The sequence below is a fragment of the Palleronia caenipelagi genome, from assembly GCF_007004065.1.
Taxonomy (GTDB): Bacteria; Pseudomonadota; Alphaproteobacteria; order Rhodobacterales; family Rhodobacteraceae; genus Palleronia; species Palleronia caenipelagi.
The window spans coordinates 44,622-69,920 of record NZ_VFSV01000001.1; the positions used below are offsets into that span (position 1 = coordinate 44,622).

At 62.7% G+C, this 25,299-nt stretch carries 26 protein-coding genes; 14 read left to right on the forward strand and 12 right to left on the reverse strand.

The features are described 5' to 3' along the window. Positions 1 to 7: 7 nt before the first annotated feature. A complete protein-coding gene (locus FEV53_RS00215) occupies positions 8 to 667 on the reverse strand; it encodes an ABC transporter ATP-binding protein (RefSeq protein WP_142832799.1) in 660 nt (219 codons plus the stop codon). 153 nt (positions 668 to 820) lie between these two features. Between FEV53_RS00215 and FEV53_RS00220 the strand changes: the two genes are divergently transcribed. Both FEV53_RS00220 and FEV53_RS00225 read left to right on the forward strand, forming a co-directional pair. Further along, positions 821 to 1,417, forward strand: a complete 597-nt coding sequence (locus FEV53_RS00220) for a uracil-DNA glycosylase family protein (RefSeq protein WP_142832949.1) — start codon at positions 821 to 823, stop codon at positions 1,415 to 1,417. After that, entirely contained in the window at positions 1,401 to 2,180 is a 780-nt protein-coding gene (locus FEV53_RS00225; RefSeq protein WP_142832800.1) for an SseB family protein, read from the forward strand. The genes FEV53_RS00220 and FEV53_RS00225 overlap by 17 nt, the downstream gene beginning before the upstream one ends. Here the strand turns inward: FEV53_RS00225 and FEV53_RS00230 are convergent. The 8 genes from FEV53_RS00230 to ppk2 form a co-directional block, all read right to left on the reverse strand. Next, a complete protein-coding gene (locus tag FEV53_RS00230) occupies positions 2,177 to 3,103 on the reverse strand; it encodes a 2-hydroxyacid dehydrogenase (protein ID WP_142832801.1) in 927 nt (308 codons plus the stop codon). The two genes, FEV53_RS00225 and FEV53_RS00230, sit on opposite strands and share 4 nt — an antisense overlap. Next, positions 3,100 to 4,248 carry a rod shape-determining protein RodA gene (gene rodA / locus FEV53_RS00235; protein WP_142832802.1) on the reverse strand — a complete coding sequence of 383 codons (1,149 nt, stop codon included), beginning with the start codon at positions 4,246 to 4,248 and terminating at the stop codon, positions 3,100 to 3,102. The genes FEV53_RS00230 and rodA overlap by 4 nt, the downstream gene beginning before the upstream one ends. Next, positions 4,245 to 6,170 (reverse strand): penicillin-binding protein 2, encoded by a 1,926-nt coding sequence (gene mrdA, locus FEV53_RS00240; RefSeq protein WP_142832803.1) that lies wholly within the window; start codon positions 6,168 to 6,170, stop codon positions 4,245 to 4,247. Before mrdA ends, rodA begins: the two co-directional genes overlap by 4 nt. Continuing rightward, positions 6,167 to 6,703 carry a rod shape-determining protein MreD gene (mreD, locus tag FEV53_RS00245; RefSeq protein ID WP_142832804.1) on the reverse strand — a complete coding sequence of 179 codons (537 nt, stop codon included), beginning with the start codon at positions 6,701 to 6,703 and terminating at the stop codon, positions 6,167 to 6,169. The genes mrdA and mreD overlap by 4 nt, the downstream gene beginning before the upstream one ends. Beyond that, complete coding sequence (mreC, locus tag FEV53_RS00250; RefSeq protein WP_142832805.1) at positions 6,696 to 7,616, reverse strand: rod shape-determining protein MreC; 921 nt, start codon at positions 7,614 to 7,616, stop codon at positions 6,696 to 6,698. The genes mreD and mreC overlap by 8 nt, the downstream gene beginning before the upstream one ends. 24 nt (positions 7,617 to 7,640) lie before the next feature. Beyond that, entirely contained in the window at positions 7,641 to 8,678 is a 1,038-nt protein-coding gene (locus FEV53_RS00255; protein ID WP_142832806.1) for a rod shape-determining protein, read from the reverse strand. Between the two features lie 186 nt (positions 8,679 to 8,864). Continuing rightward, a complete protein-coding gene (locus FEV53_RS00260) occupies positions 8,865 to 10,451 on the reverse strand; it encodes a 2-isopropylmalate synthase (protein ID WP_142832807.1) in 1,587 nt (528 codons plus the stop codon). Positions 10,452 to 10,676: 225 nt separating this feature from the next. After that, positions 10,677 to 11,540, reverse strand: a complete 864-nt coding sequence (ppk2, locus tag FEV53_RS00265) for a polyphosphate kinase 2 (protein WP_246100696.1) — start codon at positions 11,538 to 11,540, stop codon at positions 10,677 to 10,679. A 112-nt stretch (positions 11,541 to 11,652) separates the two neighbouring features. Between ppk2 and FEV53_RS21380 the strand changes: the two genes are divergently transcribed. From FEV53_RS21380 to FEV53_RS00285, 4 genes are all read left to right on the forward strand, one after another. Next, on the forward strand, positions 11,653 to 12,303 hold the full coding sequence (locus FEV53_RS21380) for a hypothetical protein (RefSeq protein WP_142832808.1): 651 nt from the start codon (positions 11,653 to 11,655) through the stop codon (positions 12,301 to 12,303). A 142-nt stretch (positions 12,304 to 12,445) separates the two neighbouring features. Beyond that, on the forward strand, positions 12,446 to 13,105 hold the full coding sequence (locus FEV53_RS00275) for an SDR family NAD(P)-dependent oxidoreductase (protein ID WP_142832809.1): 660 nt from the start codon (positions 12,446 to 12,448) through the stop codon (positions 13,103 to 13,105). After that, positions 13,102 to 14,625, forward strand: a complete 1,524-nt coding sequence (locus FEV53_RS00280; protein ID WP_142832810.1) for a cryptochrome/photolyase family protein — start codon at positions 13,102 to 13,104, stop codon at positions 14,623 to 14,625. Before FEV53_RS00275 ends, FEV53_RS00280 begins: the two co-directional genes overlap by 4 nt. Continuing rightward, positions 14,622 to 15,134, forward strand: coding sequence for a hypothetical protein (locus FEV53_RS00285; RefSeq protein ID WP_142832811.1), 513 nt, complete (start codon positions 14,622 to 14,624; stop codon positions 15,132 to 15,134). Before FEV53_RS00280 ends, FEV53_RS00285 begins: the two co-directional genes overlap by 4 nt. Here the strand turns inward: FEV53_RS00285 and FEV53_RS00290 are convergent. Next, entirely contained in the window at positions 15,116 to 16,108 is a 993-nt protein-coding gene (locus tag FEV53_RS00290) for an LLM class flavin-dependent oxidoreductase (protein WP_142832812.1), read from the reverse strand. The two genes, FEV53_RS00285 and FEV53_RS00290, sit on opposite strands and share 19 nt — an antisense overlap. Positions 16,109 to 16,186: 78 nt before the next feature. Further along, complete coding sequence (locus tag FEV53_RS00295; protein ID WP_246100690.1) at positions 16,187 to 17,593, reverse strand: MORN repeat-containing protein; 1,407 nt, start codon at positions 17,591 to 17,593, stop codon at positions 16,187 to 16,189. Positions 17,594 to 17,751: 158 nt separating this feature from the next. Here FEV53_RS00295 and FEV53_RS00300 point away from each other — a divergent pair, with 158 nt between their 5' ends. After that, positions 17,752 to 19,410, forward strand: a complete 1,659-nt coding sequence (locus FEV53_RS00300) for an NAD+ synthase (protein WP_142832814.1) — start codon at positions 17,752 to 17,754, stop codon at positions 19,408 to 19,410. Here the strand turns inward: FEV53_RS00300 and FEV53_RS00305 are convergent, their stop codons facing one another. Then, positions 19,411 to 19,716, reverse strand: coding sequence for a hypothetical protein (locus FEV53_RS00305; RefSeq protein WP_142832815.1), 306 nt, complete (start codon positions 19,714 to 19,716; stop codon positions 19,411 to 19,413). A 194-nt stretch (positions 19,717 to 19,910) separates the two neighbouring features. Here FEV53_RS00305 and FEV53_RS00310 point away from each other — a divergent pair, with 194 nt between their 5' ends. The 7 genes from FEV53_RS00310 to sdhA all read left to right on the forward strand — a co-directional run bounded on the left by FEV53_RS00310 (position 19,911) and on the right by sdhA (position 25,288). Further along, positions 19,911 to 20,771 (forward strand): HpcH/HpaI aldolase/citrate lyase family protein, encoded by an 861-nt coding sequence (locus FEV53_RS00310; RefSeq protein WP_142832816.1) that lies wholly within the window; start codon positions 19,911 to 19,913, stop codon positions 20,769 to 20,771. Further along, positions 20,768 to 21,316 (forward strand): NnrU family protein, encoded by a 549-nt coding sequence (locus tag FEV53_RS00315; RefSeq protein WP_142832817.1) that lies wholly within the window; start codon positions 20,768 to 20,770, stop codon positions 21,314 to 21,316. Before FEV53_RS00310 ends, FEV53_RS00315 begins: the two co-directional genes overlap by 4 nt. Before the next feature lie 4 nt (positions 21,317 to 21,320). Further along, positions 21,321 to 21,521 (forward strand): DUF1737 domain-containing protein, encoded by a 201-nt coding sequence (locus FEV53_RS00320; protein WP_142832818.1) that lies wholly within the window; start codon positions 21,321 to 21,323, stop codon positions 21,519 to 21,521. Further along, positions 21,521 to 22,549, forward strand: a complete 1,029-nt coding sequence (locus FEV53_RS00325) for a MaoC family dehydratase (protein ID WP_142832819.1) — start codon at positions 21,521 to 21,523, stop codon at positions 22,547 to 22,549. The genes FEV53_RS00320 and FEV53_RS00325 overlap by 1 nt, the downstream gene beginning before the upstream one ends. Positions 22,550 to 22,708: 159 nt before the next feature. Continuing rightward, positions 22,709 to 23,092 carry a succinate dehydrogenase, cytochrome b556 subunit gene (sdhC, locus tag FEV53_RS00330; RefSeq protein WP_142832820.1) on the forward strand — a complete coding sequence of 128 codons (384 nt, stop codon included), beginning with the start codon at positions 22,709 to 22,711 and terminating at the stop codon, positions 23,090 to 23,092. A gap of 11 nt (positions 23,093 to 23,103) precedes the next feature. Beyond that, a complete protein-coding gene (sdhD, locus tag FEV53_RS00335; RefSeq protein WP_142832821.1) occupies positions 23,104 to 23,475 on the forward strand; it encodes a succinate dehydrogenase, hydrophobic membrane anchor protein in 372 nt (123 codons plus the stop codon). Between the two features lie 10 nt (positions 23,476 to 23,485). After that, positions 23,486 to 25,288: a succinate dehydrogenase flavoprotein subunit gene (gene sdhA, locus FEV53_RS00340; RefSeq protein ID WP_142832822.1), complete on the forward strand. Its 1,803-nt coding sequence runs from the start codon at positions 23,486 to 23,488 to the stop codon at positions 25,286 to 25,288. Positions 25,289 to 25,299 lie beyond the last annotated feature (11 nt).

Below are 25,299 nucleotides of genomic sequence, written 5' to 3' on the forward strand. Positions count from 1 at the left end.
GTATTTTTTACGAGGATTTGGTGTAGTCATACAGGCGTTTCGCTTCCGCAAGTGAGTCGAACATATGGATTTTGCCATTCTGCAAAACCGCGGCACAATCACAGTATCTTTCCACGATCCCGGGATCGTGGGAGACCAGAACCAGTGTGGTACGGGACAGGCGCTCCTTCAGGATCTTGCCGATAATCATATTAAATCTGGCATCCGTGGTGACTGGCGCGCTTTCGTCAATCAGATAGATATCAAACTCGATGGCCATAAGCAGCGCAAAGTTCAAACGCGCCCTCATCCCGGACGAATAGGTATTCACCGGCATCTCGAAATAATCACCGAGTTCGCAGATCCAGCGGCAATAGGCTTCCATATAATCTGGATCAATGCCGTAGATATCTGCGATGAAACGGCAGTTCTCGGCCGCAGTAAGTGATCCCTTTAGCCCCCCCATAAAGCCCAGCGGAAAGGACACCCGGGAGGTTCGCCGGATTGTGCCTTCGTCGGGCTGTTCGAGATTGGCCATCATGTTGATGAGGGTGGTTTTGCCCGTGCCATTCGGCGCCAGAATTCCCATGGACTTCCCGAGAGTCACACGAAACGACGCCTCGCTCAGAATGATCTTGCGCTGCGTCTTCGTCCAGAAGGACTTGGAGACTTTGTCGAACTCAATCATAGGCCTTGGTGCCACACCATAGGTTGTTTCGGTCTACATACGGCGTTTTGCCGACAGATGGGAGGCGCTCCCGAAAAAATGAGAAGCAACTCACCTGACACTGCGGTCGCAGCTTGTCTTGTCGGGGTCAAGGGGCTGGCCTATTCCGGACCCATGTCTGACATACAGTCCCGGATCTCCGCCTGTACGCTGTGCCGAGAGCGCTTTGCCTTGACTGCGACGGCCCATTCGCCGCGGCCCGTGGTCTGGTTCCGGTCTGGCGTGCGAATCTTGATTGCGAGTCAGGCGCCGGGGATTCGGGCCCATCTGGCGGATCGGCCGTTTCTGGATCCCTCCGGTGACCGGCTGCGCGACTGGATGGGGCTGGACCACGCACGCTTCTACGACCGTGAGCGGATTGCCATCGCGCCCATGGGATTCTGTTTTCCGGGTTACGACGCGCGCGGGTCAGACCTGCCGCCGCCGAAGATTTGTGCGGAGACTTGGAGAGACGCCGCGATGGCGGAGATCGGTCCTGTGCCGCTGACCCTGCTCATTGGCGCCTACGCGCAAAGGTGGCATCTGGGGACCCGTCACCCGCTGACCGAGACAGTGGCGGGGTGGCGCGACCATGCGCCCGCCATCTTCCCCTTGCCGCACCCGTCCTGGCGCAATACCGCATGGCTCAAGCGCAATCCGTGGTTCGAAGCCGAGCTGCTGCCCGCGTTGCGCGTTCGAATTGCTGAGGTGCTGGATGACCCTTCTCGATGATGCCTATGCGGCGATGGAAAATGCGCCCGAGGATGGCCGTGCAAGATTGGCATTCTATGCGGCCCTAGCCGGAGCGGAGGTCTATCTGCTGCTGACGCAGGAGCCTGAGCGAGGCGGTTCCCTCGATCCGCAGCTATTTGAGACGACCGAAGGCAGCTTCGTGCTGGTTTTCGACACGCTGGAGCGGTTGGCGGAGTTTGCGGGCGATCATTCGCCCTATGCCGCTCTGCCGGGGAGGGTGCTGGCAGAGATGCTCGGCGGGCAGGGCATCGGGATCGCCCTGAACCCAGACGTCGCCCCGTCGAGCCAGATTCTAGGGTCCGACGCGATGGACTGGCTGGCACAAACGACCGGCGAGCGCCCCCAAGAGGTCGAAGCTCGCCCCGAAGAGCTCTTTGCCCCCGGTGAGTTACCTGAAGCCCTGCTGACTGCTCTCGATGCCCGTCTCGCAGCGGCGCAAGGCCTGGCGGCGATGGCCTATCTGGCGCAGGTCCGTTGGCGCGATGGGGGACGCGGTCACTTGCTGGCGCTGGTTGATCCGGCTCCCGGCGCAGAGCGCGCACTGGCCCGGTCGGTCCGAGATGCACTGGTGTTCTCGGGGCTGGAGGCAGGCGTGCTCGATGTGGCATTTTTCCGCGCCAGCGACCCGGTCTCGGCGCAACTCGCCAAGGTCGGGCTGCGCTTTGACATCCCCCGCTACGAGCCCACGTCGGAGCCCAAGGCTCCCGGCATGGACCCGGACAGCCCGCCGAAACTGCGTTAATACCCTGCCTGCCGGTCCACCACATGAAGGAGCGGCAGGCCCGCCTCGGCGCGGCGGATGTTTTCGGCGATGACCGGGGCGGCCGTCTCGGGGCGGGTCTCGGAGGCGATATGAGGCGTGACGGTCACGCTCGGATGGCTCCAGAACGGATGCTCGGCGGGCAGCGGTTCGGTGTGAAATACGTCGAGCGTCGCGTGGCCAACGTGTCCGCTGTCCAGCGCCGCGAGGAGCGCTGCGTCTTCGATCAGCGCGCCGCGACCTGGGTTGATGAGGACTGCACCATCGGGCAGCACCGCCAACCGTTCCACATTCATCAACTCCTCGGTCTCCGGCGTGCGGGGCAGAAGGAGGACGAGGATTTCTGCGGCGGACAGCGCCTCGGTCAGCCCCTCTTCGCCGTGCAGGCAGCGGATGCCCGGTAGCTCCTTGGGCCGCCTCGACCAGCCGGTCACGCGGAAGTTCAACGCTGCAAGCGCCTGCGCGCAGGCCCCGCCCAGAGCACCCAGCCCGAGAACGGTGACAGAGCGGTTGCGGGCCAGTGGGGGCACGCGCGGCTCCCACCCGAGCGCGCCGGTGATATAGGGGTCCATGCCCAGATGATGACGCAGGACGTGGCCGGTCACATACTCGACCATGCCTTCGGTGAGGCCCGGATCGACCATCCGCGTCAGAGGCACGGCGAGGGTTTCATTGTCCGTGATATGCTCCACCCCGGCCCAGATATTCAGCACCGCCCGGAGCTCCGTAAACGGACGGAAGTCCTGCACTTCGGACCCCGGCGCATAGACGATGTAACGAACCGCGTCAGGCGCATGGTCCTGCGACAGATCTGCCGTGACCCCGACCTCTCGGAACGACCGCTCCAGCGGATCGCGCCACGCGTCCCACCGCTCCGCGCCTGCCGCAAACAGGATGGGGATCATTTGACGCCCCGGGGCTTATGCACATGGGCCGATTGCGCGAGGCCAAAGCCCAGCATCAGCACCAGCATGGCCGAGCCGCCATAGCTGACCAGCGGCAGAGGAACCCCCACAACCGGCGCGAGGCCCATGACCATGGCCATGTTCACTGCGAAGAACAGGAAGAACGTCGCGCCGATTCCCAGCGTAAGGAGTGAGCCAAAGCGGTCGCGGTTGCTGACTGCCGAGATGATACAGAAGGCGAGGATGCCCACATAGACGCCGAGGAGAGAAAACGCGCCAACGAATCCGAACTCTTCGGCCAGCGTCACAAAGATGAAATCCGTGTGCTTCTCCGGCAGGAAGTTCAGCCGTGACTGGGTGCCTTGCATGAAGCCGCGCCCGTTAAAGCCACCGGAGCCCAGTGCGATCTTCGCCTGCGTGATGTGATATCCGGCGCCCAGTGGGTCCGATGAGGGGTCGAGGAAGGTGTCGATGCGGCGGAACTGGTAGTCTTTCAGGAGTTGCCAGTCAGTGCCGCGGGATTTGAACACGGCGGTGACGACGCCGACTCCCGCGCCGATCACGGCGGCGAAATACCACCAGGAGACCCCTGCGAGAAACATGATGATACCACCGCCCGCAACCAGCAGGATCGACGTGCCGAGATCCGGCTGTTTCAGCACCAGCAGGGTCGGCAGGGCGATGAGGATCAGGGGCAGCAGCACCCAGATCGGACGCGAGACCTTTTTCACATCGAGCCAGTCGTAATAGGCCGCCAGCATCATCACGAGGGCTATCTTCATCAGCTCGGAGGGTTGCAGCCGCATGAAGCCGAGGTCGATCCAGCGTTGCGCACCCATGCCGACCGAGCCCACGAACTCAACCGCCACAAGCAGCGCCAGCGAGATCCCATAGGCGAGCCCCGCGAGGTTGCGCCAGATATGGATCGGGACCATGGCAACAGTGAACATTACCGCGACCCCGAGACCAAAGCGCTTCATCTGCGGCTCGGCCCAAGGGTTAAAGGACCCGCCGGCAACTGAATAGAGCATCAGGAACCCGATGCTGGCCACGGCGCAGAGCAGCAGGAAGAGCGGCCAGTTCAGGTAGAGGATCTTACGCAGCCCGGATGGAGTTCGGGCGACGGTATATTCGAGATAACTCACGCCCGGCTTCTCCCGGTCTCGCTTGGCCCGAAATCCTGCCTCAGATCAAGCTGGCCGAACGTCTCGGCGATCTCGCCTTGCTGACCAGCGGGGTAGGCGTCGAGGGGCGGCAGCTTGCCATGCAGAGCAAAAAGCAGGATGTCCCGCGCTACTGGCGCCGCCGCCGCCGAGCCACCGCCACCATGCTCAACGACGACAGAGACGGCGTATTTCGGGTTGTCAAAGGGGGCAAAGCCCACGAACAGCGCGTGATCCCGCTGTTCCCAAGGGACTTCGGAGTTCTTTACCACGACCGAGCGGACCTGACTGGTCCCGGTCTTCCCGGCGATCTGCATGCTGTCATCGGCGATGCGCGAGCGGTAGGCGGTCCCCCGGCGGCTGTTCGACACCGAAAACATCCCCCGCCGCACCAGCCGCAGGTGGTTTCGGTTCACATCGAGCGGCTCGGCGCCCACCACCGGGGTCTCGACGCCGTCGATGGACTTGATCAGCCGGGGCTGGATGGACGTGCCCGAGGCCAGCCTCGCAGTCATCACCGCCAGTTGCAGGGGGGTGGAGAGCACATAGCCCTGACCGATGGAGGCGTTGAGGCTGTCGCCCACGCGCCATTCCTGATCATAGGCGCTGCGGATCCAGTCCTTGTCCGGCATGACCCCAGCACTGACGGCCGACATGGGCAGATCGAACCGCTCCCCGATGCCAAACTTGCGCGCCGTCTCGGCGATCCGGTCGATGCCGATCCTTTGGGCAAGTTCGTAGTAATAGACGTCGCAGCTTTGCTGGAGGCTCTTTTCGAGATTAACGGTGCCGTGCCCGCCACGCCGCCAGCAATGGAAGCGCCGGTTGCCCAGCTGGGTGTAGCCCGGGCAATAGAACGTGTCCGCCGAGGAGAGCATTCCGGCCTCCATCGCGGCCATGGCTACCATCATCTTGAAGGTCGAACCGGGCGGGTAGGCGCCCTGTACGGCCTTGTTCGCAAGCGGACGATACTTGTTCTCCGTCAGATCACGGTAGTCCGGCACCGATATCCCGCGCACAAATTTATTGGCGTCGAAGGACGGCGCATTGCCGACGGCCAGCAGATCGCCATTGCGCACATCCATCACCACGGCGGCAGCGGAGAGGCCGAGGGCCAATCGCGCTTCGGTAAAGTTCTGAAGGCGGCTCTCCACCGTGAGCTGGAGATTGGCGCCGGTCTGCCCTTCATCCCGGCCCAGTTCGCGCATGACCCGTCCGGCGGCGTTCACCTCAATACTCAGCGCGCCAGCCTTGCCGCGCAGCATTTTGTCGAATTTCTGCTCGACCCCGGTCTTTCCAATCTGGAATTTCGGGATCTGCAAGAGCGGGTCGTCATCGTCCAGCCGGGACAGGTCGTAATCGGACACCGGCCCCACATAGCCGACCACATGGGCGTAGTCTTGCTCCAGCGGGTAGTTCCGCGTCAGGCCCACATCGGGTGTGATGCCGGGCAGGGCGGGTGCATTCACTGCGACCGTAGCCACATCCTCCCAGCTGCGCTGATCGGTGATGGTGACGGGTACAAAAGGCGAGCGCCGCTCAATCTCGCGCAGAGCCCGCTCGACCTCGATATCGTCGAGCTGAATAAGCTGGCGCAGATCGGAAATTGCCTTTTCCACGTCACCGGCCTCTTCGCGAACGATGACAATACGGTAATTCTGAGCATTTTCAGCCAGAGAAATGCCGTTGCGGTCAAAGATCATGCCCCGCCCGGGCGCGAGCAGCCGGATATTGACCCGGTTTTCTTCTGCAAGCAGCCGGTATTCATCGGCCTGCTCCACTTGCATTTGCCGCATCCGCCAACCCAGAAGGCCCGCCACTCCGAGCTGTACGCCGCCGAGCACCATGGACCGACGCCCGATGGTCCGGACCGAGAAATCGGTATCGTTGCGCGTGCGTCTCATATGCGGGCCTCTGCGTCTTTTTCCGCCGGGCTGGCCTGTCGTATCCCGAGACCATAGGCGTTAAACACCATCACGAAGGGGTAGGTTACCACGGTGACCGCTAGCGGCACGAGGGCTTCGCCCAGAGGTGGGTGCGGGGCTGCCAGAGCCGCCATGGCAAACCACTGAAACAGTGTCGTGCCCAAAAGCACGGCCGCAACCAAAGCCCACTCAACTACAAAAGGCTGCTCTGAGACCACGTAGGACCGCCGCCGCAGAAACTCCGTCCCAACGATCAGGGCAATCGCTCCGAGCCCCGGCGGCCCCATCAGCAGGATATCGGCACAGAACCCGGCCAGCGCGATGAGCCAGACGGGAATGTATTCGGGACGCCGGAGAACCCAGACAAAGCAGATCTGGCTGATCAGATCCGGGGCGGGGATGTCGTCGCGCCCTAAATGCAGCGGCATGAGCTGAAGAAAAATGGTCAGCACCACGAGCGACAGGAACACCGCCCAATGACCCAGCCGCCGATAGGTTACCGCGTCAACCATCGCCAGCTCCGTCGGTCAACTCACCCCTCGATTCCGGCATCGAGACAAGGGGCGTCTCGCTCAGCGGTGGCACAAGATCGCCGGTGCCGCCGATGGCTTCTGCGGGAAGGGCGCGCAGCACACGCAGGAATTCCAGACGTTCGTAATCGGCGGCCAGACGGACCCGCAACCTCCGGTCCGCTCCGATCACCAGAGAGCCGACCAGCAGACCCGCCGGGAGCATCCCGCCATCGCCGGACGTTACGACCCGATCGCCGGGCCGGACCAGATCAGTCGGTTCAAGAAAGTCGATCAGCGGCAGAAACTGATTGTTGCCGCTCAGGATGGCCTGTTGCCCCGAGGGCTGAATGGTCACCGGAACCCGGCTGTTCGAGTCCGTGAGCAGAATCACCCGGCTGGAACTGGCCCCCACGCCTGAAATGCGACCGACTAACCCCAACCCGTCAGTCGCAGCCCAGCCGTCCTGAATGCCATCCTGCGCCCCGATATTCAGCAGGACAGACTTGTTGAACGGGCTGCCCGAATCGGCGAGCACAACCCCGGTGACAAAGGTAAGCTTCGGGTCGAGGTTGACCTTGTTCAGATCCAGAAGTTTCGCGTTCTCCTGCTCAAGCTGGAGCGCGGCCTCCTTCCAGGCGCGCATCTGTTGCAACTCGCGCCGAAGCTCGCGGTTTTGTTCGTAAATCCGCGAGTAGCTCTGAAAGTTCTCAACCATCCCCATAAACTTTGTGACCGGCAGCAAGGCCCAGTCCATCGGCGGGATAACCCGATCCACGACCTCCGCCCGCATTCGTTCGGCCCGCGGGCTATCGATCCGCCAAAACACCAAGACGGCGAGCAGGCACACGATCAATGTGCCGATCAGGATCCGCCGGGTTGGGGTTGAGAAGTCATCGCTGCGCTGACGTGCCATGGCGAGATCTTACACGATCCGGGCTCAACTTTCGTAGTCGATAACGTGGCGCAGCTGTTTTTCGTACTCCATCGCCTTGCCCGTTCCGAGAGCGACGCAGTTCAGCGTCTCATCAGCAATGGAGACGGCGAGACCAGTTCGCTCCCGCAGAGCGAGGTCAAGCTCTCCCAGGAGCGCACCGCCCCCCGTCAGCATGACGCCACGATCCACAATGTCGGCAGCCAGATCCGGCGGGGTGGTTTCCAGCGCGGTCATCACGGCTTCGCAGATGGCCTGAACCGGATCGGAGAGCGCCTCGGCGATCTGTGCCTGCGTGATCTCGACCTCGCGCGGCACGCCATTCACCAGATCCCGTCCCCGGATCAGCATCGATTGCCCGCGACCGTCGGAAGGCATACGGGCCGAACCGATGGTGGTCTTGATGCGTTCGGCGGTCGCGTCGCCGATCAGGATATTCTGCTGGCGGCGCAGGTAGTTGATTATCGCTTCATCCATGCTGTCGCCGCCGACGCGGACGGAGCGCGCATACACGATATCGCCCAGCGACAGCACCGCGACTTCGGTCGTGCCGCCGCCCACATCCACAACCATGGAGCCGGTGGGATCGGTGATCGGCATGCCCGCGCCGATGGCCGCCGCGATGGGTTCGGCGATCAGGCCCGCCTTGCGCCCACCTGCGGAAATCACCGACTGGCGAATCGCACGCTTTTCCACCGGGGTCGCGCCATGGGGGACGCAGACGATGATCTTCGGCTTGGAAAAGGTCGTGCGCTTATGCACCTTGCGGATGAAATGCTTGATCATCTCTTCGGCGACGTCGAAATCGGCGATCACCCCTTGGCGCATCGGACGGATGGCCTGGATGGAACCGGGGGTCCGACCGAGCATCAGCTTGGCATCTTCGCCCACGGCAAGCACTTGCTTACGGCCATCTTTCACATGAAACGCCACCACGGAGGGTTCGTTCAGGACGATGCCGCGCCCCTTCACGTAGACGAGGGTGTTTGCCGTTCCGAGGTCGATGGCCATATCCGACGAGAAAAGGCCGCTGAGACTGCTCATATCCTAGTCCTTCCGAGGGGCAGTGCCGCGACTCTATGCCGGTCGCGCTGACGCGGCTTATATCAACCAGTCATGGTTAAGAAAGAGGCAGCAGCGAAAAACTGCGTGGGGTCACCTGATGGGATCACGGCGATGCGAGGTCAGTGGACCCGGGGCCGCGACACCGGGTCCGTTCTGAGTATCACGTTATACGGTGTCGCGATAGCTGATCGTGCGCTTATCGGCGCCTTCGGGCGTGGTTCCGCGGCGGACGATCAGCCGGTTCAGCGCCGCGATATAAGCACGGGCTGAGGCCACCACCGTGTCGGTGTCCGAGGATTGCCCTGTGACAATGCGACCGGATTCCTCCATCCGCACGGTGACGGTGGCCTGTGCGTCGGTGCCTTCGGTCACCGCATGGACCTGATAGAGCTGCAAGCGGGCGTTGTGGGGGACCAGCGCTTTGATGGCGTTGAAGGTCGCGTCTACCGGCCCGTCCCCGGTCGCGGTGATCTGCTGGGTCTCGCCCCCCACCCGCAAGGTCAGATCGGCCGATTGCGGCGCCTCGGTGCCACAGATCACCCGCAGGAATTTCAGCTCAACGTGGTCCTCGGCATCACCCTGCGCCTGCACCAGCGCCTCGATATCCTCGTCATAGACCTCTTTCTTACGGTCGGCCAAAGCCTTGAACCGCACGAAAATGTCCTGAAGCTGGTTGTCGGCCAGTTCATAGCCCAGATCCTTCAGCTTCGAACGGAGCGCGGCGCGGCCAGAATGCTTGCCCATGACGATATTGGTCTCTTTCAGACCCACATCGGCGGGGCGCATGATCTCAAACGTCTCGGCGTTCTTCAGCATCCCGTCCTGGTGGATGCCGCTCTCATGGGCAAAGGCGTTCTTGCCCACGATCGCCTTGTTGAACTGGACCGGGAAGCCCGCGACCGTGGCGACCCGGCGGGAGATATGCATGATCTTCGTGGAATCGATGCCCGTGGAGTAGGGGATGATGTCGTGGCGGACCTTCATTGCCATCACCACCTCTTCGAGCGCGGTGTTGCCCGCACGCTCGCCCAAGCCGTTGATCGTGCACTCAATCTGCCGCGCGCCGCCCTCGACAGCCGCCAGCGCATTTGCCGTAGCCATGCCGAGGTCGTTGTGACAATGGGTGGCAAAGATCACGTCGGAGGCGCCGTCCACCTCGGCGAGCAGCCGCCGGATCAGGTCCGCACTCTCGTTCGGGGCGGTGTAGCCTACGGTGTCGGGGATGTTGATCGTGGTCGCGCCGGCCTTGATGGCGATCTCGACCACGCGCCTCAGGTAGTCCCACTCGGTCCGCGTCGCATCCATGGGCGACCACTGCACGTTCTCGCAGAGATTTCGGGCGTGGGTCACGGTGTCGTGGATCCGCTCTGCCATCTCATCCATGGTCAAGTTCGGGATCGCCCGGTGCAGCGGTGAGGTGCCGATAAAGGTGTGGATGCGCGGGCTGGCGGCATGTTTCACGGCCTCCCAACAGCGGTCGATATCCTTGTAATTGGCGCGCGCCAGACCGCAGATGGTCGAGTTTTTCGAGCGCTGGGCGATTTCGGAGACGGCGGCAAAATCCCCCTCAGAGGCGATCGGAAAGCCCGCCTCGATGATATCGACGCCCATCTCGTCGAGCAGTTCGGCGATTTCCAGCTTTTCGGCATGGGACATGGTGGCGCCGGGCGATTGTTCCCCGTCCCGCAGCGTCGTGTCAAAGATCAGCACGCGCTGGGGGTTGTCGGCGATGGCCTGCTTTTCGCGGTTCATGGGTAAGGTCCTCGGATCGTGTCTGTTTCTGCTGTCCGGCGCTGGGTCCACCTCTGAGCGGCGCACCGGGAGACGGCACGCTCAGAGGCGCATAAGCAGAAGCAGGGTGTCGAGGCAATGTCTCATGGCGGCAAGATGCGACAGTTTCGGGCCGGGAACAATCCCGAAAAGCACGAAACTGTCGCGAGCCGTGTCAATGGCGGCGCCCCCGCGGGGGCGCGGCTCTTAGCGATGGCGTTTGCCCGGATGAACCGAGGCCGAGATGATTTCATCGTGGGAATGCACGATATCGTCGGCGTGATAGACGATCTTCGGGTCGGGAGGCGTGGCCACGTCGTGGTTCTTGTTCGGGTAGTCGATCTTCGACAGGAAGTGACGCATGCAGTTCAGACGGGCGCGTTTCTTGTCGTTCGACCGGATTACCGTCCAAGGCGCATCGGCGGTGTCCGTGTAGAAAAACATCGCCTCTTTTGCCTCGGTGTAGTCGTCCCACTTATCGAGGCTGGCGCGGTCCACCGGTGAGAGCTTCCACTGTTTCAGCGGGTCGTGCTCGCGCGATTTGAACCGGCGGAGCTGCTCGTCACGGGTCACCGAGAACCAGTATTTGAACAGATGAATCCCGCTGCGCACCAGCATCCGCTCAAACTCAGGGGTCTGGCGCATGAATTCGAGGTAATCATTCGGCTTACAGAAGCCCATCACTCGCTCGACGCCCGCGCGATTGTACCAGGACCTGTCGTAGAGGACCAATTCGCCGGCGGTGGGCAGGTGCTTGATATAGCGTTGGAAAAACCACTGCCCCTTTTCCTCTTCGCTGGGCTTGTTCAAGGCGACGACGCGGGAGGCGCGGGGGTTCAGGTGCTCCATAAAGCGCTTGATCGTCCCGCCCTTGCCGGCCGCATCCCGGCCCTCGAACAGGAGCACGTATTTCTGACCGGTTTCCTGAATCCAAAGCTGTGCCTTCAGAAGTTCGACCTGTAACTCAGCCTTCTGATCTTCGTACTCTTTGCGCTTCATCTTATCCGAGTAGGGATAAGTTTGCTCGAAGCCCGCAACGTTTTCGTCGCGTTCGACCTTCAGCTCAGGCACTGCCGCTTTGGCAGCGGTGGCGGGCTTTTCGGCAGTAGTGGTGGTTTTCGCGGTGGTGCTGGTGTTCGTCACATTGATCTCCGTTTGATCCGGTTCTCCTTAGCAACGAACCGTGCGACGCGCATTGACGCAGGTCAATCATTCCATCTGCCAGCGAAAAAACACTTACCAATTCAGCCTAGCGACGACCCTTGCCGTTTCCGCGACCGTTGCCGCCCCGATCATCGTCATCGTCATCGTCATCGTCACGGTCATTACTTCCGCCGTCATCATCGTCATCGTCCTGGTCATCACTTCCGCCATCGTCATCATCATCGTCGCGGTCATCACTTCCGCTGTCGTCGTCATCATCGTCATCGTCGCGATCATCGGAGCGGCCCAACCCGCGTCCGCGTCCACGGGCGTCATCCGCGACAGCGCGACCGTCCTCACGCGCCTGTTCAGCGGTGCTCTGGCCGTGGCGTCGGCCCTCACCACCTCGGTCCTCATCATCGTCGTCATCATCATCGTCATTGGCCGACACGGCCCGGACCTCGTCCGCGGTGACGACGCCATCTCTGTCGCTATCGTATTTTTCGAGAGCCCGACGGGCGCGACCGTTTCCGAATTCGCTGACGAATTCCTGCAAGCTGAGGACGCCGTCCCCATCGAGGTCCAGTGTGCCGAAGCTCTGCGCGGAAACGGGGCCTGCGAGGGCTGTCATGGCAATGGCTGCGGCGGTGGATCTGAGGAACGAACCGGACATGTGCTGTCTCCAATATGATATGTGTCACTCGCCATAGTAGCACGTTCTGAATAATCTCTGAACGATGACGGCAGGTCTCAGCACCAGAGCGCCGAAACGCCCCATGTTCTTTTTCGGTCATCCTGCTAGTTGCCCGTCAGCTAAACATAGAGGTGTGTGCATGAAGAGGGCTTTGGTGATCGGGGCCACAGGGGGCGTAGGCCGGGCGGTTGTAGCCGAGTTGCAGACACGAGGCCTCGACGTGGTCTCGCTGTCGCGGGCCGATGGGTTCGACATTACCGATGAAGACAGTGTGGTGGCGGGGCTTGCCAACGTTCCGGACCCGCTCGATCTGGTCTTTGTTGCGACAGGCGCGCTGGCCTCCACGCGTGACGCGCCGGAGAAGTCTCTCGCGGATTTCGGCGCCGACGAGGTGATCGAACAGGTGCGGCTGAACGCGCTGGGGCCTGCGCTGGTGCTCAAACACCTGCGTCCCCGGATCCCGCGTGCCGAACGATTCGTTTTTGCCTGTCTTTCGGCGCGGGTGGGGTCCATCGGCGACAACCGGCTCGGCGGCTGGTACTCCTACCGCACATCCAAAGCCGCTCTGAATGCGCTGATCCACGGGGCGGCGGTAGAGATCGCACGAACCCGGAAACAGGCGATTCTCACTTGCCTGCACCCTGGCACGGTCGAGACGCGCTTTACCCTCAATTACCCCGACCACGCCAAGGTCACGCCCCAGACCGCTGCCCGCAACCTTCTTAACGTGATCGAGGGGCTGACCCCCGCCGATTCGGGCAGGTTCTTTGACTATGCCGGAAAGGAGATCCCCTGGTGACACGGCTTATCCTCGTTCTCGGCGATCAACTGACCCGCGATGTGGCGGCGCTGCGGGAGTATCGCGATGGCGATGTGGTGGTGATGGCCGAGGTGGCCGAAGAGGCCAGCTATGTGCCGCATCACCCTAAGAAGATCGCATTTTGTTTTGCCGCCATGCGCAAATTCGCCGCCGCGCTGAAAGAAGACGGACTGAACGTCGCCTATACGACCCTCGACGATCCGGAGAACGCGGGCTCCATCACCGGCGAACTTCTGCGCCGCGCCGAAGAATTCGGCGCCACCGAGGTGATCGCCACCGAGCCCGGCGAATGGCGTCTGATCGAAGCGCTGGAGGACTGCCCGCTCGATGTGCGGCAGCTTGAAGATGACCGTTTTCTCGCATCCCATGCTCAGTTCGAGACCTGGGCCAAGGGGCGCAAAGAGCTGCGGATGGAGTGGTTCTACCGGGAAATGCGCCGCCAGACTGGTCTGCTGATGGAGGGCGGTGAGCCAGTGGGGGGGAAGTGGAACTACGACCACGACAACCGCAAGCCCGCCCCCGGTGAGGTCGATCATTCCGGTCCGATGAACTTTACCCCCGATGAGATCACCGAAGACATCCTGTCCCTCGTGGAGAGGAAATTCAGCATGAATTTCGGGACCCTTGACGGGTTCTTCTTTGCCACGGAGGCCGGTCAGGCGCGGCGGGCGCTCGCCCATTGGGTCCGCTACGCCCTGCCGAAATTCGGCGATTATCAGGATGCGATGCTGCCCGATGAGCCCTTCATGTGGCACAGCTTCATCGCGCTTTATCTCAATGCCGGGCTGCTGTCGCCGATGGAGGTCTGCCGCGCCGCCGAGGATGCGTGGAAGGCCGGAGATGCGCCGCTGAATGCCGTCGAGGGCTTCATCCGTCAGGTCATTGGCTGGCGCGAATATGTGCGTGGGATTTATTACCTGAAGGGGCCGGATTACGCGCAGGAAAACTGGCTGGACCAAAACCGCCAGTTGCCGGAGTTCTTCTGGGGTGCGGAGACGCGGATGCGCTGTATCGCCCAGACCGTCTCCCAGACCCGCGACCATGCCTATGCGCACCACATCCAACGTTTGATGGTCACCGGCAACTTTGCCCTTCTCGCGGGCATAAACCCGCAGGAGGTGCAGCACTGGTATATGAGCGTTTACGCCGACGCTTATGAATGGGTGATGTCGGCCAATGTGATCGGCATGAGCCAGTTTGCCGATGGCGGCGTGGTGGCCTCGAAACCTTATGTGTCCTCGGCCAATTATGTCGACAAGATGTCGGGCTATTGCAGCGGCTGCCACTATAAGCCAAAGGTCAAAACCGGCGAGGGCGCCTGTCCGTTCAACCTTCTGTACTGGCATTTCCTCGACCGCCACCGCGAGACGTTCAAAGGAAATCCACGCATGGGTCAGATGTATGCCACATGGGACCGCATGGCGGAGGATAAGCGCGCGACGATCCTGTCTGAGGCCGAGACCTTCCTCAATCGGATGGCGCAGGGCGGGCTGGTATGACCCTGGCCGACCGGTTTCGCGCCCATGTTCTCGCTGCTAACTCGGTGACGCTGGCCATGGAGGACTGGTGCCGGGAACATGGCATCGGCGCCTTGCCGCTGCACTCTGCCGTTCATATCCGGGCGGATGAGGCCGAGCTGCCGCGTGGGTTGGGTCTGGGCCGGGAGGCGGGCGAGGAGGTCTGTTTTCGCCAGATCACCCTGATGGCGGGCGATGTGCGGCTGCTCGATGCGGATAACTGGTTTCTGCCCGGACGCTTGCCCGCAGAGGCCGTGCGGCTCCTTCGGGAGACGGACACGCCCTTTGGGGCGGCGCTTCGGGGCGGGCGGCAAACCCGCCGCAGCGCCGAAGTCCTCTTGCCCGAGGGCGCGACGGGGCAGGGGCATCCCGCGCCCGGCGTCGCGCTGCTGACCTTGCGCGGGGTCGTATCGCTGGACGGGCGGCCCGTCTCATTTGTGGAGGAACGGTTCCGCCCCGAAGCGCTGGGCGCTCAGGCCGCCACGGACTGAAGGTCCGCGAGGGCTTCGCTGGCCAGCCGGAAAGACTTCAGTCGCGCGGCGTGGTCGTGGATCGCGCCAGTCAGGATCAGCTCATCAGGCCGGAGCCAGTCGATCAGTGACGCCAGTTGCCCCGACACATCGGTCCGTGTGCCGGTGGCGGTGACAGCCATCATATGCTGCACCCGCCCCAGCACCGGCTCTGCCACGACCGAAGTGATGTCGGCGACCGGGGCGGGCAGCTTCGACGGGCGGCCCTGCACCAGATTGGCAAAACTCTGCTCGGCGGAGCTGCGCAGATAGCGCGCCTCGTCGCGGCTTTCGGCGGCAAAGACGTTCACCGCGACCATGGCGTGGGGTTGGTCCAGTTGCGCGGAGGGGCGGAAGTTTTGACGGTAGACCGTCAACGCTTCCTCCAGCGCGTCGGGGGCAAAGTGGGAGGCAAAGGCATAGGGCAGACCCAGTTGCGCGGCGAGCGAGGCGCCGTAGAGCGACGACCCGAGGATCCAGATCGGGACGTTTGTGCCCTCGCCCGGGACCGCGCGGACCTTCGCGCTGGCCTCGATGGGGCCCAGCAGCCGTTGCAGCTCCTGCACATCCTCCTGAAAATCGTCATGGGGCCCCCGGCGGAGCGCGCGGATCACCGCCATATCGCCCCCGGGTGCGCGACCGAGCCCGAGGTCGATCCGGCCCGGGTAGAGTGTTTCGAGGGTGCCGAAGGCTTCGGCCACCACCAGAGGCGCATGATTCGGCAACATGATGCCGCCGGAACCCACGCGAATCTGGTTGGTGGCAGCGGCAATCTGGCCCAGCATCACTGCCGTGGCGGACGACGCGACACCGCGCAGACTGTGATGCTCGGCCAGCCAGAAGCGGTGATAGCTCCACTTTTCTGCGTGGCGGGCCAGATCAATCGACTGTTCAAGAGCGTCCCGCGGGGTCCCGGTATCGGTGACATGGGCGAGATCGAGAATGGAATAACGCATGAGAGATCTCCTTTGATCTCCATGTGGGCACAGCGGCCGCATGTTCCAAATCCCGCGACGCAGCGTCAGTCCGCGCGCTCAGTTCACGCCCGCAGGTTCCGTGATCTCGCCCAGAAAGCCGTCGAGCCAGATCCCCGTCTCCACCTCGCCCGACGCGTAGCGGAGCGTGCCCTGTCCATCCCGCTGGCCATCCACAAACTGGCCTTCGTAGACGTCGCCATTGGCATAGGTCGCGCGGCCCTCTCCCTCGATCCGGCCCTGGACCCATTCGCCCTCATAGCTGGAGCCGTCAGGGTAGGTGATCTTGCCCAGTCCGTCGCGCAGATCTTCGGCAAAGTCGCCCTCATAGACCGTGCCATCCGTATACCGTGCTGTGCCATCGCCCGAGCGCAGCCCGTTCGCCCACTCGCCCTCATAGGTGGAGCCGTCGGGTAGGGTGAGCGTGCCTTGTCCCGAACGCTTGGCCGCGACGAATCCGCCCTCGTAGACGGCGCCATTGGCGTATTCGGCGCGTCCCTGTCCCTCGATCTGACCGCCTGCCCAGGCACCAGCATAGCTGGAGCCGTCAGGATAGGTGACAGAGCCGGTGCCTTCGGGAAGATCTTCGGCGAACTCTCCCTCATAGACGGCGCCGTCGGGATAGGTCAGCGACCCTTGCCCCGCCATGCGCCCCGCTTGCCACATGCCTGCATAACGGTAGCCATCGGGCCGGCTGAACGTGCCGTCCCCGTTGCGAAGGTCGTCTTCGAAATTGCCTTCGAACACATCCCCGTTGGCATATTCCATGCGTCCGGGACCCTGCCGCAAACCGTTGACGAAGCTGCCGGTAAAGACATTCCCGGTCGGCATCGTCAGCGTGCCCTCGCCAGTGCGTTCGCCCGCTTGCCAGCCGCCCTCGTAGATCAGCCCATCCGGCGCCTCAAGCCGCCCCTGACCGTCGCGCAGCCCCTCTGTCACGTCGCCGGTATAAACGGATCCGTCCGCGTAAGTGATTGTCGCCGTTCCGGTCTTGGCGCCATCCTGCCACGCGCCTTCGTAAATGTACCCGTCCGGCGTCTCGAGCCGTCCTTCGCCGTGACGTTGGGCCTGACGGAACGCGCCCTCATAGCGCATGCCGTTGGGATACGTCGCGACCCCGGTGCCTTCGATCACGCCTTCACGCCACTGGCCCTCGTAGACCGACCCGTCGGCAAAGCTCATCCGGCCCTCGCCATCGGGCTTGCCGGCGGCGAACTGGCCTTCATAGACCGATCCATCGGGAAAGCGCGCTGTGCCATTGCCGCGGATCTCGCCCGCCACCCATTCGCCTTCGTAGCGGTAGCCGTTGGGCAGGGTATACGTCCCCATACCGTGCTGTTTGCCGTCTTTGAGCGTGCCCTCATAGATGCCGCCATCGGCATATTGCGTGCTCACGCTCTCCTGAGCGGCAGCGTACCCCGTCAGAGCCAGTGTTGCGGTCGTGATCCAGATCAGCGGATGTCGCACTATCGCTCCCTTCCATGCCGTTGCGTCATCTTTTTGCCCAAACGGTAGGCGGATGGTTCGGGAACGGCAACGCTTTTGCCGCAGACCCTTCCCATCCTGTGTCTTTCTTATTAGTCCCGCACTGATGCGGCCCGACCCGATGATAGCAGGTGTGTGACATGACTGACAGGTTCCGACTGACCCTCGCGCAGCTCAACCCTGTGGTGGGCGATCTGGCCGGAAATGCCGCGAAGGCGCGTGCGGCGTGGGCAGACGCAAAGGCCGCGGGCAGCGATCTGGTGGCTTTCCCGGAGATGTTTATCGCAGGCTATCAGTTGCAGGACCTCGCGTCGAAACCTGCCTTTCAGTGCGATGTCATGATGACCGTAGAGGAACTCGCCCGCGACTGTGCGGACGGCCCGGCCATTGCCATGGGATGCCTGACGGTCGAGGGCGACAAGCTCTATAACTCCTACTGGATCTGTGAGGGGGGCACGGTCACGGCCCGCCTGCACAAACACCGCCTGCCGAACGAGGACGTGTTCGACGAGGTGCGCGTCTATGACAGTGGGCCGATTTCTGAGCCCTACCAAATTGGCCCGCTCCGGATTGGGTCGCCGATTTGTGAGGATTCTTGGCATCCCGAAGTCGCCGCCGCGCTGGCTGGGCGAGGGGCGGAGATTCTGCTGGTGCCCAACGGCTCCCCCTATCGCCGGGACAAGCATGCCCTGCGCCAGCGTCTGATGCGCGAGAGGGTCGCTGAGACGGGCCTGCCGCTGGTCTATCTCAACATGTGGGGCGGGCAAGACGATCAGGTCTTTGACGGGTGCAGCTTTGCGGTAAATCCGGGCGGTAAGATTGTCCGGCAACTGGGTTTTGTCAGCGACGATGTGACCCATCTGGATTTCGAGCGGACCAGCGACGGCTGGCGCGCCGTGCCGGGCGATGTGGTCCCGGTGCCCGACGCCTATGAGGCCGATTACCGCGTCATGGTGCAGGCCCTGCGCGATTATTGCGCCAAGACCGGCTTTGGCAAAGTGCTCCTCGGCTTGTCCGGCGGCATCGATTCGGCGCTGGTGGCGGTGATTGCTGCGGACGCGCTGGGGCCGGAGAACGTGCGCTGCGTGATGCTGCCGTCGGAATATACCTCGCGCGAGTCGCTTGAGGATGCGGCGGCGGTGGCAAAAATGCTCGGCTGTCAGCTCCACGAATTGCCGATCTCGGGTCCGCGTCAGGCGGTAACCGAGGTGCTCGCGCCGCTCTTCGAGGGGATGGCTGCGGACGTCACCGAGGAGAACATCCAGTCCCGTTTGCGCGGCGTTCTGCTGATGGCACTGTCCAACAAGTTCGGCGAGATGCTCCTGACCACGGGCAATAAATCCGAGGTGGCCGTGGGCTATGCGACGATTTACGGAGATATGTCGGGCGGCTTTAACCCGATCAAGGATCTCTACAAGACCCGCGTTTTCGAGACCTGCCGTTGGCGCAACACCCATCACCGTGACTGGATGATGGGGCCTGAGGGTCCAGTGATGCCCGAGCGGGTGATCGACAAACCGCCCAGTGCGGAGCTTCGCCCTGATCAGAAAGATGAGGATTCCCTGCCGCCTTATGCCGTGCTCGACGAAATCCTGCATATGCTGATCGACGAGGATGCCTCGGTTGCTCAGGTGGTTGCGCTGGGTCATGACCGGGCCCTGGTCGAGAGGGTGGAAAAGCTGATCTACATCAGCGAGTACAAGCGTTCCCAATCCGCGCCGGGCACCCGATTGACGAAACGCGCCTTCTGGCTGGACCGGCGCTATCCGATTGTAAACCGCTGGCGCGACCGCCGCTGATCAGGACGGTTCGCCCGCGATAGCGGCCCCCGCAGCCACCTGTTCATAGGACTTGCCCGCGGCGATGAGACAGGTGGTCCCGTCGGGCTTCGTCACGGTGATGGTCCAGCTACCGCCATCGGCCGCGAAGGTTTCCATCATCCAGCCGTTCGAGGTCAGCCCCACAGAGGTCCGGACCTCGCCGTATTTCTGGCTTAGCGCATCAAGAATGCCGTCGCGTTGTCCGCATGGCTGGGTCTCGGCGAGAGCCGGAGACATGCACAGCGCGCTTGCTCCGGCGATCAGGAAGGTCAGTGCTTTGGTCATGTCAGTCTCCGATCTGTACAGACAGTGTGACCCAGCATGGTTTACGTAGGGTTGATAATGACCCGGAGATGAGAACGGTGCATTCATCATGGACGCCGCGCCGCAGCAAAACACGCTGCACCTGCGCGGAAAAGCCTTGCATGATGTGACTCGGACATGTCATCCAGCGACACAATATTACCCGGAGGTGCCCTATGACCGCAGCGACCCGTCCCTGGAGATCGGTTCTCTATATTCCCGGCTCGAACGAACGCGCGTTGGAAAAAGCGCGCTCGCTGGAGGTGGATGCGATCATTTTCGACCTGGAGGACGCGGTGACCGTGTCTGAGAAGGAGACAGCCCGCGAAACTCTGGCGAAGGAACTCCATGTTGGCGGCTACGGCGACCGGGCGACCATCGTGCGGATCAATGCGCTTGATACGTCTTGGGGCGTGGAGGATTTCGAGGCCATCGCCGATGCGGAGCCCCATGCGATCCTGTTGCCCAAAGTGAACTCCGCAGGCGATGTGCAGCGGCTGGTCGAGATGATGGAGGCTCATTCCGCCGCTGCCGAGACCCGCGTCTGGGCGATGATGGAAACCGCCCGCGCCATGTTCAACGCCGCCGAGATCGCGCGCGCGCCACGCATTGAGGGGTTTGTCATCGGGACCAACGATCTGGCCGCCGAATTGGGTTGCCAGACGGGCGGTGATCGCCTGCCTCTGATGATGGGGCTACAGGCATACCTGGCGGGCGCGCGGTCCAACGGTCTCGTTTGCGTGGATGGCGTGTTCAATGCGTTCAAGGACGAGGCGGGCTTTCGCGCGGAATGTGAGCAGGGCAAGGCGCTTGGGATGGATGGTAAAACCCTGATCCACCCGGCTCAGGTGGCGATCTGCCACGAGGTGTTCAGCCCGTCCGAGGCCGAGGTCGAGCTGGCCCGCCGCCAGATCGCGGCCTTTGAAGAGGCCGAGGCTGCGGGGCAGGGCGTTGCCGTGGTCGACGGGAAGATCGTCGAGAACCTTCATGTGGCCACCGCGCGCAAGACGCTGGCAAAGGCGGGAATTGTCGAATGACTTTACTGATTATCGGCCTCATCCTTTGGTGGGGCGCCCATATCTTCAAACGCGTCGCCCCTGACGCCCGCGCCCGCATGGGGGACAAGGGCAAGGGCGTGTTCGCGCTGCTGCTCCTGCTGTCGGTGATTCTCATGGTGATCGGCTATCGCGGTGCCGATTTCATCCCCGTCTACACCCCGCCAAGCTGGACCGTGCATCTGGTGGATCTGTTCATGATCGCCGCCATCGCCCTGTTCGGTCTTGGAAAATCGAAATCCACCCTGCGGGGCAAACTGCGCCACCCGCAGCTTACAGGCTTTGGCCTCTGGGCGTTTCTGCACCTGATCGTGAACGGCGATCTGGCCTCTGTGGTCCTCTTTGGCGGGCTTCTGCTATGGGTTTTCGTCCAGATCCCGCTGATCAATCGCGCCGAGCCTGCACCCGCTCCTTGGAAGGGTGGCAGCATGGCCGGAAATATCCGACTGCTGGTGATCTCGCTCGTCCTCTACGCCATCATTGCCGGGATCCACACGTGGCTCGGTGTCTCGCCGTTCGGGGGGTGAGCCGATGATCTACAGGTTGCTCACTGGCGACGACACGTCGGCCTTTTGCCACAAAGTGTCCGAGGCCCTGTCAAAAGGCTGGGAGCTGTACGGCTCCCCCTCCTATGCCTTTGACGCGCAGAACGGCGTGATGCGCTGCGCGCAGGCGGTGGTAAAGCACGACCACGCCCCCTACGACCCGGATATGAAGCTCGGAGCGCAATGATGACGAAGACCAATCCCGGCTATTTCTTCGAGGATTACCGCATCGGTCAGGTGATCCGCCACGCCGTGCCCCGCACTGTGGCCGAGGGGGAGAGGGCGCTCTATCACGCGCTCTACCCGGCGCGACACGCGCTCTATTCCTCCGACGCTTTCGCGCAGGATTGCGGTCTTGAGTCGAGCCCGCTGGATGATCTGATCGCGTTTCACACGGTGTTCGGTAAGACGGTTCCAGATATCTCCCTGAACGCGCGGGCTAATCTGGGCTATGCCGAGGGACGTTGGCTGTCCCCCGTCTGGCCCGGCGACACGCTGACCTCCGAGAGTGAGGTGATCGGGCTGAAGGAGAACTCCAACGGCAAAACCGGCGTTGTCTGGGTCCGCACGCGTGGCCTCAATCAGGTGGGCGAAGAGGTGCTCTCCTACGTGCGCTGGGTCATGGTGCTGAAGCGCGACCCGGCTGCGCCTGCACCTGAGACGGTCGTGCCCGAGCTGGCCAAGGTGGTCGCGCCAGAGGATCTGGTGATCCCCGAGGGGTTGAGCTTTGACGGCTATGACTTTGATCTGGCGGGTGAACCCTACCGGATGGCCGATTACGAAATCGGCGAGGTGATCGACCATGTCGACGGCGTCACCGTCGAAGAAGCCGAGCATATGATGGCCACGCGTCTGTGGCAGAACACCGCTAAGGTGCATTTTGACGCCACCTTCCGCGAGGATGGCAAGCGGTTGATCTATGGCGGTCACGTGATCTCTCTGGCCCGGGCGTTGTCCTTCAATGGGCTGGCGAATGCGCAGATGATCGTGGGTCTCAATGGCGGCGCCCATGCCAACCCGCTTTTTGCCGGGCAGACGGTGCGCGCATGGTCGGAAGTGCTGGACAAGGCAGAGACCGGCACGCCCGGTGTTGGTGCGATCCGGTTGCGGCTGGTGGCCACCAACGGACCCGGCGCGGGACTGAAGGGCGAGGACGGGAAATACCTGCCCCATGTTCTGCTCGACCTCGATTACTGGGCGCTGATGCCGAGCTGAGGGCTCTGTGATCACAGTTTTCAGAGCTGTGATCACAAAAGACGATGTTAGCGACCTGCGACCGCCGGTCCCATGCGGGTTCTGCGTGACACCGTGGCCGAAGGTGATACAACTTGGTCCAAAGGCGGGAGCGACCGCCCCAACAAAGAAGGGATCCAGATGGCTGATGTGAACCGGGGCAACCGGCCCCTGAGCCCGCACCTGCAGATCTACCGTCCGCAGCTTAACATGGTAACGTCAATTCTCACCCGCATCACCGGCAATGCGCTCATTCTGGGTGGTATCCTTGTGACCTGGTGGTTTGTCGCGGCGGCATCAGGGCCCGAAGCCTTCGAGAGTTTCAACGGTTTCCTGACCTCGTGGTTTGGTGATCTGATCCTGTTCGGTTCGCTCTGGGCGCTGTGGTATCATCTGCTTGCGGGCCTGCGTCACCTCTACTGGGATACCGGACGCGGTCTCGACAAATCCGAGATCAAGAACCTCAGCCTCGCGGTCCTCGGCGGCTCCGCCGTGCTGACCATCCTGACCGCCCTGATCGTCTGAAGGAGGCCCACATGTCTTATCTGACCGCAAGAAAGCGCGCCTCCGGGCTGGGCTCCGCCAAGTCGGGCACCGAGCATTACTGGTCGCAGACCATCTCCGCCGTGGCGCTGTTGTTCCTCGTTCCGTCCTTCATCTTTACCTTCGGGTCGGTGCTCGGCTCGTCTTATGAAGAGGTCGTGGCCTATTATTCCCGCCCCTATCCGGCGATCATCGCTCTGCTGACCCTCACGGTCGGTTGGCTGCACTTTAAGAACGGCGCGCAGGTCATGCTCGAAGATTATGTCCGCGGAATGCCCCTGAAGATCGCCGTGATCGTCCTGAACTGCATTTCCTACGCCGCGCTGGCCGCGGGTGCCCTGGGCATCCTGCGCATCGCGCTCTGAGGAGACCGAAATGGCAAGCTACGACTACGTCACCCATAATTACGATGCCATCGTCATCGGCGCCGGTGGCTCCGGCCTCCGCGCGACGCTGGGTCTGGCCGAGCAGGGGTTGAAAACCGCCTGCGTCACCAAGGTCTTCCCGACGCGCTCCCACACCGTGGCCGCGCAGGGCGGTATCGCCGCGAGCCTCGGGAATATGGGCCCCGATCACTGGCAGTGGCACCTCTATGACACGGTCAAAGGCTCCGACTGGCTGGGCGATCTGGATGCGATGGAATACCTCGCCCGTGAAGCGCCCAAGGCCGTCTATGAGCTCGACCATTATGGCGTGCCCTTCTCCCGCACTGAGGAAGGCAAGATCTACCAGCGTCCCTTCGGCGGCCATACCACCGAGTTCGGCGAAGGCCCCCCGGTGCAGCGGACCTGCGCCGCCGCCGACCGGACCGGCCACGCGATTCTTCACACGCTCTACGGTCAGAGCCTGAAACAGGGCGCCGAGTTCTTCATCGAGTATTTCGCGATCGACCTGCTGATGAGCGATGACGGCCAGTGTCAGGGCGTGGTGGCCTGGTGCCTCGAAGACGGCTCCATCCATGTCTTTAACGCCAAGATGACTGTGCTGGCGACCGGCGGCTATGGCCGGGCCTATTTTTCGGCGACCTCCGCCCATACCTGCACCGGCGACGGGGGCGGCATGGTAGCGCGCGCTGGTCTGCCGCTGCAGGACATGGAGTTTGTCCAGTTCCACCCGACTGGGATCTACGGCGCGGGCTGCCTGATCACCGAAGGCGCCCGGGGCGAGGGCGGCTACCTCACCAACTCCGAAGGTGAGCGATTTATGGAGCGCTATGCGCCGACCTATAAGGACCTCGCCAGCCGTGATGTAGTCTCGCGCTGCATGACCATGGAGATCCGCGAGGGCCGGGGCGTCGGCAAAGACGGCGACCATATTCACCTGCACCTGAACCACCTGCCCGCCGAAGCGCTGGCCGAGCGGCTGCCGGGTATCTCCGAGAGCGCCCGCATCTTTGCCGGGGTGGACGTGACGAAGGAGCCGATCCCGGTTCTGCCGACGGTTCACTATAACATGGGCGGCATCCCGACCAATTACTGGGGCGAGGTGCTGAACCCGACCGAAGGTAATCCCGACCGCGTGGTGCCCGGCCTGATGGCCGTGGGCGAGGCGGGTTGTGCCTCGGTGCATGGGGCGAACCGGCTGGGCTCGAACTCGCTGATCGACCTCGTGGTCTTTGGTCGCGCCGCTGCGATCAAGGCGGGCGAAGTTGTTGACCGGGGCGCGGCACCGGCTGCGGTGAACACCGGGCAGGTCGATAAGGCGCTCGACCGCTTCGACGGGCTGCGCCACGCCAAGGGCGGCACGCCCACCGCCGAACTGCGGCTCGAGATGCAAAAGGCCATGCAGGACGACGCGGCCGTGTTCCGCACTGACAAGACGCTCGCTCAGGGCGTCGACCGGATGTACAAAGTCGCGGAGAAAATGGACGATCTGCAGGTCACCGATAGGTCGCTGATCTGGAACACCGACCTCATGGAGACGTTGGAACTCACCAACCTGATGCCGAACGCGCTGGCGACCATCGTTTCCGCCGAGGCCCGCAAGGAAAGCCGGGGCGCTCACGCGCACGAAGATTACCCGGATCGCGACGACGAGAACTGGCGTGTGCATACGCTCGCCCGCATCAATGGCAAGGTTGAGCTCGATTATCGTCCCGTCCACGTGGATCCGCTGATCGGTCACAATGAGGGCGGCATCGACCTCGACAAGATCAAGCCCAAGGCGCGGGTCTACTGATGCGCCGGAGG

Coding starts and splice junctions, on each gene's coding strand:
- FEV53_RS00230 (WP_142832801.1), bottom strand. CDS start 3,103: ATGATCCCCATCCTGTTTGCGGCAGGCGCGGAGCGGTGGGACGCGTGG.
- FEV53_RS00260 (WP_142832807.1), bottom strand. CDS start 10,451: ATGAACCGCGAAAAGCAGGCCATCGCCGACAACCCCCAGCGCGTGCTG.
- mrdA (WP_142832803.1), bottom strand. CDS start 6,170: ATGAGACGCACGCGCAACGATACCGATTTCTCGGTCCGGACCATCGGG.
- FEV53_RS00315 (WP_142832817.1), top strand. CDS start 20,768: ATGACTTTACTGATTATCGGCCTCATCCTTTGGTGGGGCGCCCATATC.
- FEV53_RS00220 (WP_142832949.1), top strand. CDS start 821: ATGTCTGACATACAGTCCCGGATCTCCGCCTGTACGCTGTGCCGAGAG.
- FEV53_RS00290 (WP_142832812.1), bottom strand. CDS start 16,108: ATGCGTTATTCCATTCTCGATCTCGCCCATGTCACCGATACCGGGACC.
- FEV53_RS00310 (WP_142832816.1), top strand. CDS start 19,911: ATGACCGCAGCGACCCGTCCCTGGAGATCGGTTCTCTATATTCCCGGC.
- sdhA (WP_142832822.1), top strand. CDS start 23,486: ATGGCAAGCTACGACTACGTCACCCATAATTACGATGCCATCGTCATC.
- FEV53_RS00285 (WP_142832811.1), top strand. CDS start 14,622: ATGACCCTGGCCGACCGGTTTCGCGCCCATGTTCTCGCTGCTAACTCG.
- FEV53_RS00305 (WP_142832815.1), bottom strand. CDS start 19,716: ATGACCAAAGCACTGACCTTCCTGATCGCCGGAGCAAGCGCGCTGTGC.
- FEV53_RS00300 (WP_142832814.1), top strand. CDS start 17,752: ATGACTGACAGGTTCCGACTGACCCTCGCGCAGCTCAACCCTGTGGTG.
- FEV53_RS00225 (WP_142832800.1), top strand. CDS start 1,401: ATGACCCTTCTCGATGATGCCTATGCGGCGATGGAAAATGCGCCCGAG.
- mreD (WP_142832804.1), bottom strand. CDS start 6,703: ATGGTTGACGCGGTAACCTATCGGCGGCTGGGTCATTGGGCGGTGTTC.
- FEV53_RS00320 (WP_142832818.1), top strand. CDS start 21,321: ATGATCTACAGGTTGCTCACTGGCGACGACACGTCGGCCTTTTGCCAC.
- FEV53_RS00275 (WP_142832809.1), top strand. CDS start 12,446: ATGAAGAGGGCTTTGGTGATCGGGGCCACAGGGGGCGTAGGCCGGGCG.
- mreC (WP_142832805.1), bottom strand. CDS start 7,616: ATGGCACGTCAGCGCAGCGATGACTTCTCAACCCCAACCCGGCGGATC.
- sdhD (WP_142832821.1), top strand. CDS start 23,104: ATGTCTTATCTGACCGCAAGAAAGCGCGCCTCCGGGCTGGGCTCCGCC.
- FEV53_RS00255 (WP_142832806.1), bottom strand. CDS start 8,678: ATGAGCAGTCTCAGCGGCCTTTTCTCGTCGGATATGGCCATCGACCTC.
- sdhC (WP_142832820.1), top strand. CDS start 22,709: ATGGCTGATGTGAACCGGGGCAACCGGCCCCTGAGCCCGCACCTGCAG.
- FEV53_RS00215 (WP_142832799.1), bottom strand. CDS start 667: ATGATTGAGTTCGACAAAGTCTCCAAGTCCTTCTGGACGAAGACGCAG.
- FEV53_RS00325 (WP_142832819.1), top strand. CDS start 21,521: ATGACGAAGACCAATCCCGGCTATTTCTTCGAGGATTACCGCATCGGT.